The organism is Nocardia sp. XZ_19_385 (assembly GCF_015355755.1).
Classification (GTDB): Bacteria; Actinomycetota; Actinomycetes; order Mycobacteriales; family Mycobacteriaceae; genus Nocardia.
Genome location: NZ_JACVEE010000003.1, coordinates 713,000 through 731,145 on the forward strand (window position 1 = coordinate 713,000; position 18,146 = coordinate 731,145).

An 18,146-nucleotide genomic window follows, 5' to 3' on the forward strand; every position below is an offset into this window, starting at 1 on the left:
TCAGCTCACCTTCCGTAGGTTCATCGTGTCGCTGGACAGCCCTGCGGCCATCCGGCGTGCGATCGTGGAAATTCCAGTGCCGCGGCTGAATTCGAGTGCCGAGGCCGGTACGCCGAGGGTGGTGACCACCCGGCTGGCCAGCTCCACCGACAGCAAGGAATCCAAGCCCAGATCGGGCAGCGGCACCGACATGTCGACCGCCTCCGCGGATATTCCCAGTACGGCGGCGAGCTGTTCGGCGAGCACGAAGCTCAGCACCGCACCGCGCTGTTCCACCGGCATCGCGAGCAATTCCGCACGCAGCGCATCGGTTCCGGAGACATCCTGGCCAGCCGCCGCCACTTGATCGGCGAAGCGGGTCGACGTCGCGGATGCCGGATTCGCCGCGGCCCAAGCACTCCAGTCGATATCGCCGACGAGGATGCCGCCCGTCCGCGCGTCCAGGCTCAAGCACGCACCGAGCAATTCGGCGGCGGTGTCCATATCGATCGGGCGCATCCCCATCAAGTCGAGATAGCGCTCGATCTCCTCGGTGGAGGCGGCCATACCGCCACCGGCCAGCGCACCCCAGTTCACCGACAGCGCCGCCTTGCCCTGCGACTGCCGCAGCGCTGCGAGCGCGTCGAGAGCGGAATTGGCTGCGGCGTAACCGATTTGCGAAGCGGTTCCGACCAGCGCCGATACCGAGGAGTACAGCACGAACGCGTCCACTGCCACTCCGGCGTCGTCCAGCGCGGTGTGCAGATTCCAGGCGCCGCGCACCTTCGGCTCCACCACCCGGCGCAACGACTCCACCGTGACCGCACCGAGCAGGCGGTCGTCGAGGACGCCCGCGGTATGGAACACCCCGCGTAGCGGCGGCATGGTGTCGCGGATCGTGTGCACCAGCGTCCGCACCCGCTCCGGATCGGCCACATCCATCTGTGCGACAGTGACGTCGATACCGGCGGAGGCCCAGGCCCGCAATTGATCTCGGGCCTCGTCGGTGGTGGCGCCGCGGCGGGCGGCGAGCACCAGGTGGGTGGCGCCGCGGGTCACCAGCCACCGCGCGGTCGCCAGGCCGAAGGCGCCGCACCCACCCGTGATCAGATATGTCGCGCCGGGATGCACGGCGAACTCCGGCCGCCGCGGCCGGATCAGCGGGGCCGCACCGAGATCCACCACCACCCGGCCGGTGTGCCGGGAGCGGGCGACGCTCTCGAACGCCTGCGGCAGCCGCGACACCGGGTACATCGTCGTCGGCAACGCCTCGTACTCACCCTTGTCGAGCCGGGCCAGCACCTCGGCGGTCACCGCGCGGGTCAATTCCGGGCGGGCCTGGAACATCCGGTCCATATCCACCGCGATCAAGGACAGATTGCGGTCGAACGGGCGCAGATCGATCGCCCCGGAGCCGTAGATGTCGGCCTTGCCGATCTCGACGATCCGGCCGAATTCCGCGGCCACCCGCAGGTTCTGCCGCAGCGTCTCACCGGGCGCCGAGGAGAACACGACATCGGCGCCGTGCCCGTCGGTGAGCCGCAAGACGTCATCGACGAAATTCAGCGATCGTGAGTTGACCACCTCGTGCGCGCCGGCCGCGAGCGCGACCGCCCGGCGCTCGTCGGTGCCCGCGCTGCCGATCACCCGGGCGCCCAGGGCTCGGGCCACTTGGATCGCGGCCAGCCCGGTGCCGCCCGCCGCGCCGTGCACGAGCACCGTGTCGCCGGCTCGCACACCCGCCGCCCGGTACAGGCCGTAATGCGCGGTGAACAGCGGCAGCAGCGAACCGGCGTGCTCGGGGCGGGCGCCGGGATACAGCGGGCTCACGACGCCGTGGTCGAGGGACACCGTGACGTACCGGCGGAACATGTCACGCGTGGAGACGAACACCTGGTCGCCGGGGGAGACCTCGGTGACTTCCGGTCCGACCCGGGTGACCTGCCCGAACCCCTCCATGCCCAGTCCGGTGCCGAAGTAGGTGCCGCGCAGGTCCTCCGCGGTGAGCACGCCGAGCACCTTCATCGCGTCCTTGTAGTTCAGGCCGAGGACGTCCATCCGCACCTCGACTTCGCGGTCCTGCGGATCTCGGCGCTCCGCGGCCCGCAACGCCAGGTCGGTGAGCAGCCCCGAGGCGGGGGCTTCGAGTTCGAACGACTCTTCCGGGCCCGGGCTGACGGTGCTTTCGGTGTAGGGCCGCAACCGGTCGGCCAGCGTCCGGCGTCCCCGCGGAACCAGGCGAACACCCTGTCGCAGCGCGACTTCGTCCGCGTCGGCGTTGTCCGGCGTACTGCCGCCACGCAGTTCGGCGACGACCTCCCGCGCGGAGTGGCCGGGTGCGACATCCAGCAGCCGCCAGTGCAGGCCGGGTTGCTCGTTGCGCAGCACGCGCCGGGCGCCGGCGAGCGCTGCCTGCGTGAGATCGGGCTCGTGGCGATCGTCCGGTAGCCGCAGGGCACGTTCGGTCAGCACGACCGCGTGGACGGCGTCGGCCTGTGGTGAATCCGCGGCGAGTTCGTCCAGTGCGCTCTGCACTTCCTTCGCGGCCGCGACCAGGCCGGCCACGGCATCGATGGTGGCGGCCGCGGGTTCGACCGAACCGGCCTGCACCGGAGGCGGCACCACGACGATGGTGACGCGTTCGATTCCGTTGGTGCTCAACGTATCCCGGATGGTCTGCGCGATCCCGCCGGCGGCGACCACCCGGGAACCGGGATACGCCTCGGCGATCGCCAGCGCCCGGGTGGGTTCACCGAGGGCGACCACGATCGCGGTCTCCCGCTCGGAAGGAACCACGGCCAGGTCTTCGGCGGGAGTCTCGCGAGGCTCCCACTCCCATTCGTAGAACAGCCGGTCGAGCCGGTCGATCGGCGCGACCGGCGGAGCGATCCGGGCGAACTCGACGCCGACGAATTCGACGTACACGACACCGTCGGAATCGCAGAGCGCGACATCGGCGCGCAGTACCGAACCCGGCAAGCGTCGCGCCACCGCGAGCACCGATCGCCGGGGCAGCGGCGAAAACCACCGCACAGCATCGACTTTCGCGGGCACGACCGCACCGTCCGGGAGTTCGGCGAGCGCCGCGACCGACTGCAGTGCCGCATCCGTCACGGTGGGATGGGCGAGATGACCGTCCACCGCACCGGTCGGCGGTTCGATCGTCGCGACCACTGTGTCCGCATCGACCCGGGCCTCGGCGATGCGCCGGAAGGCGGGACCATAGGCCAGCCCGCGTTCGGCGAGCCGGGCGTAGAACTCCTCACCGGTGATCAATTGCCTGGCGTCCTCGGGGACGTCGCATTTGCGAGACTCCATGAGCCCGTCCACGATTCGGCCCGTGCAGTTGACCGTCCAGTCCGCCACCGTGGCACTGCGGGAACTCACCGTGAACCGGTTGGTGCTCGCGTCGATCGCCATGCGCAGACGCGGGATGTCGTGCTCGTCCACGACCAGCGGCTTGCGGAAGCGCACCGATTCGATCGTCAGGCTCCGATGGTCGGTGAGCACGTCCGCGGCCGACAGCGCGGCGTCGAGATAGGCCGCGCCGGGCAGCAGGACGACACCGTCGACCACATGCTCGGGCAGCCACGGCAGCCTGCTGCCGGACAGCTCCGTCTCCCACTCCGGGGCCTGGGCGTCGAGCCGTTCGCCGAGGAGTGGACGACTGTCCGGGGTTCCGGTACGCAGTCGCTCGACCGCGGGGTCCTCGTTCCAGAGCCGGGTGCGCTGCCAGGGATAGGCCGGCAGGTCCAGATGGATCGCGGGCCCGGCGCCGCTACCCGGGGTCTCGGTGCCGTCCAGGCAACCCGCCGTGTAGAGCGCACCGACGACCCGGCACAGGCTGTCGGCGTCGTCCTGTTTGCGGTGCAGCGTGGGAATCGCGGTGCCGGATTCCCCCGCCTGCAACAGGATTTCGCGGATATTGCCGCTGAGTACGGGGTGCGGGCCGACCTCGAGGAAGACTCGGTGACCGTCCTCGATCAGGACGCCGATCGTGGCGGCGAACCGCACGGGTTCGCGCACGTTGTCGCGCCAGTAGGCGGCGCCGAACCGGGTGCCGCCGGCCTGGGCCCCGGTCACCGTAGAGTAAAGCGCCGCAGTGGGTTCGGTGCTCCGCACGCCGCTCAGCACCGTCTCCAGCTCGCCGAGGATCGGATCCATCAGGGCGCTGTGGTAGGGCACCTCGACGCGCAGCCGTTTGCCGAAAATGCCTGTCTCCTCCAGGCTTACGCGCAGCGCCTCCAGCGAGTCCACCGGTCCGGCGAGGGTGATCGCGGACGGGCTGTTGACCGCGGCCAGGCACAGGTCGGGCCGGTCCGCGAGCCAGTCCATCGCCTCGGCTTCGGTCAGGCCCACCGCGAGCATGCCGCCGGTACCCGCGGTCCGCGCCTGCAACCGGGAGCGGTGATAGCTCACCAGCAGCGCGTCCCGAAGACTCAGTGCGCCACTGACATACGCCGCGCTCACCTCACCCACGCTGTGCCCGACGATCGCCGCCGGGTGCACGCCCAGCTCTGCCAGTGCGGCGACGAGGCACACCTGGATCAGGAAGTTGGCCGGTTGCGCCACCTCGGTGTGCTCGACCCTCGAATGCTCCTCCTCGCACAGCAGTTCCTCGACGATCGACCAGCCCGCGATGTCGTTGAACACCGCGTCGATCTCCATCGCGGTGCGGCCGAACACGCCGCCCGCGAGCAGCAGGTCGCGGCCCATGCGCCACCATTGCGGCCCCATGCCGCTGAACACGAAAACCGGCTTGGTGCCGGGCGCGACCACGGGCTTACCCAGGGCGCCGGCGCCGGCCGCCACCGCGGCGAGCCGATCGGCGAGATCCTTGCCGTCGGTGTAAGTCACCGCGGTGCGCACCGGATGGTGTGCCCGGCGGGTCCAGGCGGCATCGCAGACCAGGCCGTCGTCGGCGCCGCCGGCCACCAAGGCGCCGAGCCGGCTCGCGACGGCTCGCACCGCCGCTTCGGTGGCGCCGGAAATCGGCAGTACCCGCGCCGGTTTGCGCCGCGGCGTCGCCGGATGGGCCTGCGGGGCCTCCTCCACGAGGACATGTGCGTTCGTTCCGCCGTAACCGAACCCGTTGACCGCCACCAGGGCTCGCGTGCCGTCCGCGGGGAACGGTTCGGTTTCGGTCGGCACTCGCAGATTCAGCTCGGTGAACGGAATGGCCGGATTCAGCGTGCGCAGCCACGCCTGCGGGGCGATGGTGCGATGGAAAACGGTCAGCGCCGCTTTCATGACACCGGCGACACCGGCGGCCGCCTCCATATGCCCGATGCCCGCCTTCAGCGAGCCGACCGGTAGCGCGGACTTCCGTCCCGCGGCGGTGCCGAAAACCGCGCCCAGCGCGGACAATTCGATCGGATCGCCGACCGCGGTACCGGTGCCGTGCGCCTCGACGTAACCGATATGCGCCGGGTCGATCCCCGCCGCGGCGCACACCCGCTCCGCCAGCTCCTGCTGGGCCTGCGGGTTGGGCACGGTGATCCCCGCGGTGCGACCGTCCTGGTTCGCTCCGCTGCCCCGGATCACCGCATAGATCCGGTCACCGTCGCGCAGGGCCGCTCCCGTGGGCTTGAGCACCAGCATCCCGGCGCCCTCACTGCGGCCGTATCCGTCCGCGCCGGCGTCGAAGGATTTGCAGCGACCGTCGGGAGCCAGGAAGCGGCCCTTGCACATGGACACGAACGTTTCCGGATGCAGCATCACGTTGACGCCGCCGGCCAGCGCCACCTCGCACTCGCCGCGGACCAGGGCCTGGGTCGCTTCGTGCACCGCGACCAGCGAGGAGGAGCACGCCGTGTCGATGGTCATGCTCGGGCCGTGCAGATCGAAGACGTAGGACAGCCGATTCGAGATCATCGTCAGCGAACCGCTGGTCGGGGTGTGGTTGTCGATGGCCACCCGGCCGGTGGGGAGGTGGCGGCGGACCAGGTTGTCGACCATGAAGCCGCCGGCGTACACCCCTACCTGCCGGCCGCCCACCCGGCCCGCGATTCCGGCGTCGTCGAGCGCCTCCCACGCCACCTCGAGCAGGAGGCGTTGTTGCGGGTCCATGCTGACCGCTTCCCGGGGCGAGATGCCGAAGAACTCCGGATCGAAATCCCATGGGGATTCCAGGAATCCACCGCGTTTGGTGTACATGCGGCCGGGAGCGTCCGGGTCCGGGTCGTAGAACAGGTCGGTATTCCATCGGTCCGCGGGCATGTCGACGATGCCGTCACCCTTGCTGACCAGAAATTGCCAGAACTCGCCGGGGCCGTTGACGTTTCCAGGAAAACGGCACCCCATTCCCACGATCGCGATATCGGTGACGGAATAGTCCCGATCCTGTCCTCGATGCATGTCAACTCCTCGTTTCGTCGATCCGGCACCACGGAAATCGTCGATCAGAGGAGAGGGTGAGCACATGAGCATGGGCATACTCAAATCCCAGGCCCATACCTATCGGGGCAGCTCACACCGGCCGAGGAGACGGCGGAGCTCGTCGCGCGTGCAGATGCCGAGCTTGCTGTACACCCGCGCCAGATGGTTGTCGATCGTGCGTTTGGAGACCCCGATGTCCGCGGCGATCTCCCGGTTGGTCCGGCCGGACAATGCCCGCACGGCGATCTCGCGTTCCCGGGTGGTGAGGTCGAATTCGTCGGTCTCTCCGGGCATTTGGGACACTCCCGGGCAGCGGTCCCCGACGGCCACGGCGAAGGCCCGGCAGCGCCGAGCCGAATCCGCCTTGCCGCAGTCGCGGTAGCCGCGGGAAGCCTGCCGGTACACCTCGGCGGCTATCGGCAATCGGCCGGACTGTTCGAACTCGGCCGCAACAGCTTCCAGCGCCACGGGGTCCCGCGCGACCAGTGCTTCGGCGTGCCGCAGACAGCGGTGCACCGGATGCCCGGGATCGGGTTCCGCCGCCGCGAGGGTGCGCAACCGGGCCACCGGCACTTCGCCGCCGAGCCGGACCAGATCATGCAGTGCGAGGACTTCCACCGCGTATGCCCCCGACCACCGGGCGCGCTCGGCCACGGCCAGTGCCTGAACCTGCGCCGCCTGCACCGCACCCTGGGCGACCGATACCCACGGCCGCGCGAGTTCGGCCCACAAGGTGAAGACCCGGCCCGGAAGCCACTCGTGGTCCGGGAGCGTGGCCAGTGCGGCGGCCCCCGCCTCGTGGTCGCCCGCCATGGCCGCGACGTATGCCTGTTCCCCGGCCAGCAGACCGTAGAAGATCCGCCCGGCGTTGGAGCTGGGGCTGTAGAGCGCCCGGGCTTCACTCAGCCACCGCCCGGCCTCATCGATCCGGCCCGCGAACCGCGCCACCTGCGCATTGCCCACCGAGGACAGCATGATCGCGAAATCCCAGCCGAGCGCCAGGGCGGCCCGGTGAGCTTGTCCGGCAACCTCGGCCGCAACCTCGAGCCGGCCCTCGAGCAGGCTGCGCTGGGTGCGCAGCAGCGCGACCAGCGGAGTTATCCACGGCAACTCCGCTACCTCCGGAACCCCCCGCGAATCCAGTGTCGCGGCCACATCCCCCGCGAGCCATGCGCCACCGAAGGTGGCCGTCAGCTCGGCGGCCACCCCGAGTTTCGGTGCGGACTCCGGGTCCGCCATGCGCTGCGTGTCCTCGATGATCGCGTCCTGCGCCTCCAGCAGGCCCCCGGCCAAACCGTGCAGCAACGGGTACAGCCCGGCATGCTCCTTGCCGATGAGCACTCCGGCGCACTCCGAGTCCGCGACGCTCCCGAGCTCCTTCATCGCGCCGTCGTAGTCGCCTAAACCCCAGAACAGCGTTTCGGCACGGGCGATCGTCGCACCGGCGCGTTGTTCGGGCTCGTCGGCGCGGGACGCGACGGCATCGATCAGGGCCAGTAGTTCGGCATGCCGCTCGCCGGCGATCAGCACCCGCCACAATGTGACTCCGGCGCGATGCATCTGGTCGAATTGCCCGGCCGCCAATGCGGCGGTCACCGCTTCCCGGGCAAGCCGTTCGGCCAGCGGCAGGTCGAGTATCGACCACGCCCGCTGGGCGGCCTGGCGCAGGACGTCGGTGTCCACCGGGACACCCGCGTCCAGCCGCCAGCGGGCGATCTGCAGCGCGTCGTCCTGACCGTTGGTTCCGGCGGCGGCGAGGGCCTCGCTCAGTTTGCGTTTCGCGTGTCTGGTGCGCAGCGCGGGACAGGCTTCGCGCAGCGCCTCGGCATAGAGGGGATGCGCCAGCCGCACCAGCGTCCGGGGGCCGTCCTGCTGCACATGCAGCAGGCCCTGCCCCTCCAAGCTCAGCAGCATGTCCTCGGTGACCAGCCGGGTCAGCACCTCGAGACTCACCGGTTCGGACAATGCGACGAGCTCCAGCGCCCACTGTTGTTCCTCACCCAGATGACCGATGCGGGATTGGACCAGTTCGGTCAGCCGCGGGGCCGCCAACCATGGCCCGTGCCACGTCCACACCCCATTGACCGGCGAGAGCGCAGCGCTGTCCAATCCGGAAGTGACCAGCTCACGCAGCAACAACGGATTTCCGCCGGTCAGTTCACGCAATCGCTGCACGGTGAGCAGAGCCACCTGGCCGTCCAGCACCTGTTCCAGCAACTCTTCGATCTCGTTGCCGCACAGGGTGGGCAATTCGACGCGGCGTACCAGACCTTCGGTCCACAGCGGAGCGAGATCGCGGGTGCCCGGTTCGCCGGAACGGGTGACGGCGAACAGGAATGCGTGATGGGCGCGCACCAACTGACGCAATACGGCCACCGACGCGAGATCCAGCAGATGCGCGTCGTCCACGATCACCACCGCGCGCCCATTCTCGGGGGCCTCGGCCAGCCGTCTGGCCAGTTCGGTGATCAGTACGCTCTGCCCCGGCGCCGGCGTCGCCCGGCCCTCCAGATACATCGCCAACGCTCCGAACGCGACATCGCTGGTAACCGACGTCGCCGAAACACTGCGGACGACGAACTCGGTGCCGGCCAGCCGGTCGGCGAATTCGCGCGCCAACCGGCTTTTACCCACGCCCGCCGCGCCGGCCACGATGAATCCATTGTTTTCCGGGTCCCGAAGGGCCCCGATAATGCTGTCCAATTCGTCTTGCCTACCGACAAACGGCCACATGGGAGCCCCCGGTGATTCGCATCAGCTGTATGGATGAACCATTTCCACGTCGTGGCGCCGAACAGACATCCTCCGTGCGGAAGATTCCTGCATGTCCACAGCGATGCACCCCAACCCGCATGAGAGCTGCGGATTGTCCCGCTAGGCATATCCGTCCGTGCCGCTGCCGCGTTACTCCCGGGTTCAGCGGTGCAACTCGGGTGGCATGGATATGACCGACATCACCGGTCCCCGGCCGTCAGCATTGCGTTAAGCCCTCTGGTGTGTGGCGGGTGGAGCGCTGAGACTCGCGCAGATGACCGATTTGTTGTCGTCCGCGAAGACCGAACCAAGTAAGCGCGGCTTGACCGTGCCGACCGGTCTGGCCGGACTCTCTCTCGATGCGATGGCCTCGGTGTCCTATGGACCCGAGGCGATCGTGCTGGTGCTGGCCGTCGCGGGCGGTGCGGGGCTGGGGCTTACGGTGCCGGTGACGCTCGCGATCGCGGCGTTGCTCGCGGTGCTGGTGGCCTCCTATCGGCAGGTGATCGCGGCGTTCCCCGACGGCGGTGGTGCCTACGCGGTGGCCAAGGCCTATCTGGGCCGGCGTACCAGCCTCACCGCCGCGGCTTCCTTGATCGTCGACTACGTCCTGAATGTGGCGGTGTCGATCGCGGCCGGTATCGCGGCGCTCACTTCGGCGTTTCCCGCGTTGCACGGGTACACGGTGGAGATCTGCCTGGCGGTGCTGGTGGGCATCACCGCACTGAACCTGTTGGGTATCAACGAAAGTGCGCGAGCGTTCATGGCGCCGACCGCTGTGTTCGTCGCCGGGATCATGCTGGTGATCGTGGCGGGGCTGGTGCGCGGCACGCCTGCGGTCACTGTCGCCGGCGCCGCCGCGGTGCCGTCGGATCTGCAGACTGTCGGTGTCCTGCTGGTGTTGAAAGCGTTCTCCAGTGGATGTGCCGCGCTGACCGGTGTCGAAGCGATTGCCAACGCGGTACCCAGTTTCCGACCGCCGCGGGTGCGCCGGGCCCAGGGTGCGGAGGTGGCGCTGGGTGCGCTGCTGGGCGTCATGCTGGTCGGGCTGGCGGTGTTGATCGAGAAGTTCCAGGTCCATCCGATCGAGGGAACGACCGTCCTGTCTCAGCTCACCTCGGCCGCGCTCGGCGACGGAATCGGTTACTACATAGTGCAATTCGCCACCGTGGTGTTGCTGGCGCTGGCCGCCAACACCTCCTACGGCGGATTGCCCACGCTGACAAGGATTCTGGCCGACGACAACTGCCTGCCGCACCGGTTCGCCGTGAGCTCGCCGCGCCAGGTGTACCGGTACGGCGTGGTGGCGCTGGGCGTCAGTGCGGGTGTGTTGCTGATCGGGGCGAACGGCGAGATGAATGCGCTGGTGCCGTTGTTCGCGATCGGCGTGTTCGTCGGTTTCACCATCGCGCAGGCGGGCATGGTCCGGCACTGGCTGCGTACTCGCGGCCCGGGCTGGCAATGGCGGCTCGCGCTCAACGGTTTCGGTGCGGTACTGACGTTCGCTGCCGCGATCATCACCGCGGGGATGAAGTTCACCGAGGGTGCCTGGCTGGTCGTGGTTGTCCTGCCGATCCTGGTGCTGGCCATGGAACGGGTGCGGCGCGCCTATCATCGGATCGGGGAATCCCGGCGTGCAGTGGATGATTCGCGTCCCGGCATGCCTGCCCGCCCGCAGCCGGGTGCGGCGGCGCTGGTGGTGGTGCCGGTCTCGGAGGTCTCGGAGCTGAGCTGCCAGGCGCTGTCGGCGGCGATGTCGATCGGACGCGACGTCGTCGCGGTGCACGTCTGTCTCGACGGCGGGCCGGCGAAGGCATTCACGAAAGCATGGGAGGCTTGGCATCCTGATGTCCGGCTGGTGTTGCTGGAAGACAGTGACGCCACCGTCGGCGGACCAGTCGCACGCTATGTCCGCGAGACTTTTCCAGGCCGGCGCAAAGTCGTGGTGATCGCCGAGCTCGACCCGCCCGGTGGCTGGCAACGGGTGCTGCCCAGCCACCGCAGCCAGGAACTCGAGAAGCAGCTGCGGCGACAGCCCGGCACTGTGGTGTGTCATCTGCGCGTGCCCGTGGAATGACCAGACGTCAGGCCGGCGAGAGCACCCGTTGCGCCCTACGGCTTCAGTTGGGTCAGGATGACGCTCATGACGCCGATTTCCTGGCTCTGGGCCTGGAACATCGAGCGTGCCGCTTCTTTGACCGGGCCGCTTTGGAGGAGTTCGTCGGCGGCTTTGGTCATAGCCGTTCCGCCCTCGTGGTGGCGAATCATCAACTGCAAGAACAGAATTTCCGCTGCGCGACCCTTGGCGGTGGCGAGGGCGTCGAGTTCGGCCATGGTCGCCATGCCCGGCATGGTGGTTGCCGCGGGTGTGGTGGTGGACGTGGGTTCAGGCGAATGGTGGTGTGACGCAGCCGGTTCGGTGTGCATCCAGGCCATCGGGCGCGAGGACATCGGTGCGGCGTTGGCCAGGCGCAACCATCCGAGCATGGTGCCGATTTCCATGCGCTGGGTGTCGGCGAGCTGCTGGGCCAGGCGACGTACGGGGGCGCCCGCGGCCGGGTCCAGGCGTTGCACCATCTGCAGGGCCTGCTGGTGGTGGGCGGTCATGTCCTGGGCGAAGCCGACCTCGACGGTGTCGAGAATCGGTGCCGCCGTGTGATTCTCGGCGAACATGAGGGGGCGAAGCGCGGCTCCGAGGACCAGCAGGGTGAATCCGGCCGCCGCCAAGGCGGCGATCCGGATCCAGCCCGGGATGTTTCGATCCACGCTACGACCCGACGACGGACTGCTGGTTCTCCGGCGCGGTGTACACGTCGTTGTCCAGTTGCAGGGCCATGAATCCGTTGTCCGAGCAGGAGACGAACAGTTGGTTGCCGCGCCATTCCGGCGGCGAGAGGCACCAGTCGGTGGAGACGTCGCCGAAGGCTACGTGGCCGCTGCGCTGGGTGAGTGCCTGCCAGGGGTTGAACTGGCCTTCCAGGACCGAACGGGCCAGCGGCGGCGCCGACATCAAGGGCATGCCGATGATGGAGGCCAGGGCGTGCGGGGAGTTCCAGAGTTCCAGGTTCCGGCCGGTGCGGGCGGGCGGGTTGAAGTAGGCGATCTCGCGGATGGCGAAGGGGTCGCGGATGTCGAAAACCCGGATGCCCGAGGAGATCCAGCCGCAGGCGAGGGCGGTGGGGTTGTCCGCGCGGTCGGCGGAACAGTAGTGCGATTCGTAGGCGAAGACCGAACCGCCCATCGAGGAGCCGATATTACTGTCGATGTGCTGGGGCAGATTGATCTCCAGCTTCACCTTCGCCGCGACCTTGGGCTTGGTGTCGTTGGAGATGTCGATGAGTTTGACTCCGCCGGAACCGCCTTCGTCGACGGTGTACAGGTACGGCTTGCCGTTGTAGGTGACCGGGACGCTGTGCTGAGTGGCCCAGCCATCGGTCCAGAAGGTGCGGCCGATGTGGTGCACCTGCGGGTTCGGGTCGCGCCGCTGCACCGCGCTGATGTCGAGCACGGTGAAACCGGCGAGCGCGGAGAGGTACATGCGGTTGCCGTCGGGGCTGATGCCGAAGCCGTGCGCTTCGATTCCGGTGAGCCCCTGCCAGATGACGCGCGGGTTGGCGGGGTCGGTCAGGTCGACGGCGCTGACGAAACCGGGTGCGATGCCGGAGGCCCAGTAGGTGCGGCCGTCGGGGGACCAGCCGCCCTCGTGGGTGGTAATCGGCAGCGGCATCATCAGATTGGTGCCGGGGCCGTGGTTGAGCAGGCGCGGGTGCGCGCAATCGGAGATGTCGTAGACCGATAGGTAGCCGACGCCCGTACCGACTGGGACACCGGTGCCGACGAGCAGTTTGCGTTCCACGTTGACCTTGAGACTCTCCCAGGTACCCGCGAGCATGGCCGGTTCGGTCAGAGTGGCGGTCGGACGTGGGTTGGCGGGGTCGGAGACGTCGAGGACCTGCACGCCGCGGCCCTCGCTGATCAGGTCGCCGGGGAAGAACGAGCCCATGTAGGCGCAGTGTTCGAAGCTGGTGGAGGTGATGCCGGCGCCGCGGCCCGCGAACTGGCCCAGCATCGACATATTGCAGCGATAGCCCAGGGTGGAGCGGCCGCTGTTGCGGTCGGCGGCCGGAACGTCGCCTTGCAGACCGGGTTCCGGCATCGAGCCGGGCCCGCAGTCGGCTCGCGGCGCCGCGACGCGGCCGACATCGAGGAGTTCTTGGACGGCTGTACCGATATCGGACTGCAAGTCGGCCGACGCGCTGTTCGGTAGCAGCATGGCGGCGAGTACACCCGCGGTGAGCAGGGCCAATGGCCTGGCCATGCGCGGTCTCGTCAGTGAGCGCATCGTTGCGTCCCCCAAAAACTCTCGGCATCGAACGGTGTCAGTTCCCGCAACCGACCCAGACGGTTGCGGGAACTGACTGAATAGTAGTAACTGTCGGTAACTTAGGAGACGGTTTCGAAGAACTCCCGGATGTCGGTGATCGCCAGCTCGGGCGCTTCCAGGGCGAGGTAGGCGCCGCCGCGGTCGAATTCGGTCCAGCGCGCCACATTCGCGTCCCGCTCGGCCCAGCGCCGGATGGTGACGTCCCCGGCGGAGACCGCGAACGCGGTCGGCACGGTGACTCGCTCCTTCGGGCCCCACGCGGTCGGGTCGTGTGCGACATCGTGGTAGCTCTGCGCGATGGAACCCGAAGTGCCGGTGAACCATTGGATGCTGACATCGGTGAGCATGCGGTCCTTGGCGATAGCCGCCTCGGGCAGCTGCACGCTCGGGTCGGTCCACTCCTTGAACTTCTCCACGACCCAGGCGAGCAGGCCGATGGGGGAGTCGTTGAGGCCGTGCGCGATGGTCTGCGGGCGGGTCGACATCATGATGTTGAATCCGAAACCGTCCTGCATGAACCGCTCGACGGTAGCCATGCGCGCCTGCTCGGCGTCGGTCAGGCCGTCAGCATCTTCGCCGGGCATCGCGACATAGGCGTTGACGTGCAAGCCGATCAGTCGCTCGGGCACCTGGCGGCCCAGTTCCAGCGAGACGTTCGCGCCGCCACCGCCGCCGTGCGCTCCGAAACGCTGGTAGCCGAGCCGGTCCATCAACTCAGCGAAGGCCGACGCGACGCGGGGGACGGTCCAGCCGGTGCTGGTGAGCGGGGTGGAGAAACCGAAGCCCGGCATGAACGGCACGACCAGGTGGAAATCCCGCGACAGCGGTTCGAGGACATCGAGCAGGCCCATCGCGCCGCCCGGGTTGTCGTGCAGCAACAGCAGGGCCTTCGCGTCCGGGCGCTCGCTGCGGATGTGCTTGAAGTGGATCGGCTGGCCCTGGATCTCGGTGATGAACTGCGGGAACTGGTTCAGTTCGGCTTCGACCTTGCGCCAATCGAATTCGTTCGCCCAGTACTGGGCGAGACCCTGCAGGTAATCGACCGGAACGCCCTTGCTCCACTCGGCGCCGGGCAGCGCCGGCGTCCACCGCGCCCGGGTGAGGCGGTCGCGGAGATCGTCGATATCGGTCTGGGCGATGTCGACCTGGAAGGGGCGGATGTCGTTCACGATGATCTCCTTGGAACGGAATGTTTTGTTCTGTTAGAACAGTAGCAGAATGATCCATTCCGTTTCAAGGGGAATTTCAGGGGAGGGCGAGGAGCCCTTCGCAGACCGCGAGCAGGCGGGTCCGCAGGGCCGCGGAGTGCTCCGAGATGGCGCCCTGCCGGCGGACGTATTCGGCACGCCCGGAAGGGATCTCGATGGGGATTGGGTCGTAGCCGTATTCGCTCAGGTCGTAAGGGCTGGCCTGCATGTCGAGTTCGCGTGCGGTGCAGGCGAGTTCGAAGCAGTCCAGGAGTAGGTCGGAGGAGGTGAGCGGGGCCAGCTTGAACGCCCACTTGTAGAGGTCCATGTTGGCGTGCAGGCAGCCGGGCTGTTCGCGCGCGGCCTGGTCGGCGCGGGTGAGTGGTTCGGCGTTGCGCCCGACCGCGTCGGGGGTGAAGAAGCGGAAGGCGTCGTAGTGCGTGCAGCGCAACGACATCGACTCCACCACCGCGTCGGTGTTCGCGTGGCCCAGCCGCAGCGGCACCTGCTGGTGACGGACCTCGTCGGTGCGGTACACCATGGCCCACTCGTGCAGGCCGAAACAGGACAGCTGGGCGGGGCGGGAAGCGGTGGCGCGCAACAGGTTCGCGACGAACTCGATGGTGTCGCGGCGCTTGGCCAGGTAGGCCGGGTCGGCGGTGTAGCCCGCGCCGACCCGGAGATACCCACGCGCGCCGTCGTATTCGCGCGCACCCGCCAGTGTGACGCCGAAACCTGGGTGCCAGCGCCGCAATTGGGCCGGTTTGTGCCCGTAGTAGGTGAACAGGAAGTCGATCACCGGATGGGTGGAGCCCGCGGCCCGCCGTTCGAGGTACGGGCCGACGAGCTTGTCGAGGCGGGCGCGGTGCTCGGTGGCGCGCGCCCGCCAGTCGACTTCTGGAAGCAGCTGGGTCATTCGACTACGCGATGCGTCCCATCGCGCACGGTGCCGACGAACTCTTCCACCAGATCCTCCAGCGCCACGATGCCGATGGTGTTGCCGTGGTTGTCCACGACCCGGCCCAGATGACTACTGGTGCGCCGCAATCGGGCCAGCGCCTCGTACAGCGTGGTCGCCGCACCCATGGTCGGCAGCGGGCGGATATCGGTGCGCGGGATGGGTGTGCTCGGGCCCGCGTTCTCGTCGGCGACCTTGTCCAGCACGTCCTTGATGTGCAGATAGCCGACCAGCGAGCCGTCGTCCGCGCGCACCGGGTAGCGGGAGAACCCGGTCTCGGCCACGGCGGTTTCGATATCGCCGAGGGTGGTTCCGTTGCCGCGCAACGGAACCGAGCGCGTGGTGGCCAGCGGCACCATCACATCGGCGATGGTCCGGTCGGAGGTGCCCAGCGCCTGCGTCAGGCGGCGGTGCTCCTCCTCGTCGAGCAGACCCTCCGAGCGGGACTCGCCGATCATCTCGGCCAGCTCCACGCTGGAGACGGTGGCCTGCAGCTCGTCCTTCGGTTCTATCCGCAGCATCCGCAGCGTCAGGTTCGCGGCGAAGTTGTAGATCGCGATCAACGGCCGGGCCAGCCGCAGCCACGCCAGGTGAATCGGAACCAGCAGCAGCGCACTGCGTTCCGGTCCGGCCAGGGCGATGTTCTTCGGGATCATCTCGCCGAAGAGGATGTGCAAGATCACCACGATGGTGAGCGCACCGGCGAACGCGACCGGATGCAGCAGCCCCTGCGGCAAGCCGAGCAGCTCGAACGGGCCCTCCAGCAGATGCGCCACGGCGGGTTCGCCGACCCGGCCGAGCAGGATCGAGCAGATGGTGATGCCGAGCTGGGCCGCGGCCAGCATCATCGACAGGTTCTCCCCGGCCCGGATCACCGTGTTGGCGTTGCGCTTGCCTTGTGCGGCAAGAGCTTCCAGACGGTCGCGGCGGGCCGAGATCAGCGCGAACTCGGCGGCGACGAAGAACGCGTTGGCCGCCAGCAGCACGATCGTGAGCACGATTCCGAACAGGTCACCCATGACTGTGCTCCGCGTGGTTGTACTCGGTCTGGGTCAATTCGGCCTGGTCCGCCTGGTTCGTGTCGTCGGTGGCGCCGAGTTTGCGCGGGATCTTGCGGTCCGCCTTGCGTTCGCGGGCCTCCAGCACCTCGCCGGTGACCGGGATCAGCCGGATCCGATCGATCCGCCTCCCGTCCATCCGCTCGACCCGGGCGATCCAGCCGCCCTCCTCGGTCTCGTACGGATGACGGTGATGCGCGGGCGAATTCGGCAGCACGACCTCGTCGTTCACCACCGGGATCCGGCCCAGCCGGGTGAGCACCAGACCACCCAGGGTCTCGTACTCGCCTTCGGGCGCGTCGTAGCCGGTCGCCCGGGAGACCTCGTCGATGCGCAGCAGACCCGAGCAGTCCCAGCCGTCGGCGACCCGGCGCACGTCACGTTCCTCTTCGTCGTGCTCGTCGCGGACGTCGCCGAGGATCTCCTCGATCAGGTCCTCCATGGTGACGATGCCCGCGGTGCCGCCGTACTCGTCGACGACCACCGCGACCTGCATGCCGTCGGCGCGGACGCGTTCGAGCACTTCGTCGCCGTCGAGGCTGGCGGGGACGATCGGGACCGGGGCGGCGAGCTGGCGCAGCGGAATGGTGCGGCGGGCGCTCACCGGATGCAGGAACGCCTGCTTGACGTGCACGACGCCCAGGGTGTTGTCCAGGTCGCCGTCGATCACCGGGAACCGGGAGTAGCCGGTGCGGCCGGCCGCTTCGAGCAGGTCGGCGATCGTGTCGTTCTGGTCCAGGGATTCGATCTTGACGCGCGGGGTCATGAGTTCTTCGGCGCTGCGTTCACCGAATTGCAGCGAGCGATCCACCACCTGTGCGGTGCGCTGGTCCAGCGCGCCGCGCAGCGCGGAGGTCCGCACCAGCGAACCCAGTTCCTGCGGGGAACGGGCCGAACGCAGTTCCTCGGCCGGTTCGATGCCCACGCGGCGCACCACCCAGTTGGCGGTGTTGTTGAGGAAATTGATCATCCACTTGAACGCCACCGAGAACGCGACCATCGGGCCCGCGGTGAACCGTGCGGTGGCCAGCGGTTTGGCGATGGCGATGTTCTTGGGTACCAGCTCGCCGTAGATCATCGAGAGCGAGGTCGCCAGGACCAGGGCCAATGCCAGCGAAATGCCTTGCGCGACACCGGCGCTGACGCCCATCGCCCGGAACAGCGGGGAAAGCAGACGGGCCAGGATGGGTTCGGCGATGTAACCGGTGACCAGTGTGGTGATGGTGATGCCGAGCTGGGCGCCGGAGAGCTGGAACGACAGCGTGCGATGGGCTTGGCGGACCATGCGGGCGCGGCGGTCGCCGTCGCGGGCGTGGGATTCGACGGTGCTGCGTTCGAGCGCGGTGAGCGAGAACTCGGCGGCGACGAACAGCGCGGTGCCCGCGGTCAAGGCGATGAACCCGACCAGGCTGAGCACGGTGAGTGCGACGGACACGATCAGCACCACC

General features: G+C 68.4%; 9 protein-coding genes. 1 reads left to right on the top strand and 8 read right to left on the bottom strand.

The features are described 5' to 3' along the window. Both IBX22_RS26995 and IBX22_RS27000 read right to left on the bottom strand, forming a co-directional pair. The gene (locus tag IBX22_RS26995; protein WP_194818497.1) at positions 1-6,336 is read right to left on the bottom strand and encodes a type I polyketide synthase; all 6,336 of its coding nucleotides are present in this window, start codon (positions 6,334-6,336) and stop codon (positions 1-3) included. A 99-nt stretch (positions 6,337-6,435) separates the two neighbouring features. After that, entirely contained in the window at positions 6,436-9,090 is a 2,655-nt protein-coding gene (locus tag IBX22_RS27000) for an AAA family ATPase (protein WP_228539469.1), read from the bottom strand. A 295-nt stretch (positions 9,091-9,385) separates the two neighbouring features. Here IBX22_RS27000 and IBX22_RS27005 point away from each other — a divergent pair, with 295 nt between their 5' ends. Continuing rightward, entirely contained in the window at positions 9,386-11,188 is a 1,803-nt protein-coding gene (locus tag IBX22_RS27005; RefSeq protein ID WP_194818499.1) for an APC family permease, read from the top strand. Between the two features lie 35 nt (positions 11,189-11,223). Here IBX22_RS27005 and IBX22_RS27010 read toward each other — a convergent pair whose 3' ends face one another. The 6 genes from IBX22_RS27010 to IBX22_RS27035 form a co-directional block, all read right to left on the bottom strand. Next, positions 11,224-11,877: a DUF305 domain-containing protein gene (locus IBX22_RS27010; protein WP_309234807.1), complete on the bottom strand. Its 654-nt coding sequence runs from the start codon at positions 11,875-11,877 to the stop codon at positions 11,224-11,226. 1 nt (position 11,878) lies between these two features. Continuing rightward, the gene (locus IBX22_RS27015) at positions 11,879-13,453 is read right to left on the bottom strand and encodes an LVIVD repeat-containing protein (RefSeq protein WP_194818500.1); all 1,575 of its coding nucleotides are present in this window, start codon (positions 13,451-13,453) and stop codon (positions 11,879-11,881) included. Positions 13,454-13,554: 101 nt separating this feature from the next. Further along, on the bottom strand, positions 13,555-14,664 hold the full coding sequence (locus IBX22_RS27020; protein WP_309234808.1) for an epoxide hydrolase: 1,110 nt from the start codon (positions 14,662-14,664) through the stop codon (positions 13,555-13,557). Positions 14,665-14,740: 76 nt separating this feature from the next. Further along, entirely contained in the window at positions 14,741-15,598 is an 858-nt protein-coding gene (locus tag IBX22_RS27025) for a 3-methyladenine DNA glycosylase (protein ID WP_194818501.1), read from the bottom strand. Beyond that, a complete protein-coding gene (locus IBX22_RS27030; protein ID WP_194818502.1) occupies positions 15,595-16,659 on the bottom strand; it encodes a hemolysin family protein in 1,065 nt (354 codons plus the stop codon). The genes IBX22_RS27025 and IBX22_RS27030 overlap by 4 nt, the downstream gene beginning before the upstream one ends. Beyond that, positions 16,652-18,133, bottom strand: a complete 1,482-nt coding sequence (locus IBX22_RS27035; RefSeq protein ID WP_194818503.1) for a hemolysin family protein — start codon at positions 18,131-18,133, stop codon at positions 16,652-16,654. The genes IBX22_RS27030 and IBX22_RS27035 overlap by 8 nt, the downstream gene beginning before the upstream one ends. Positions 18,134-18,146: the final 13 nt, after the last annotated feature.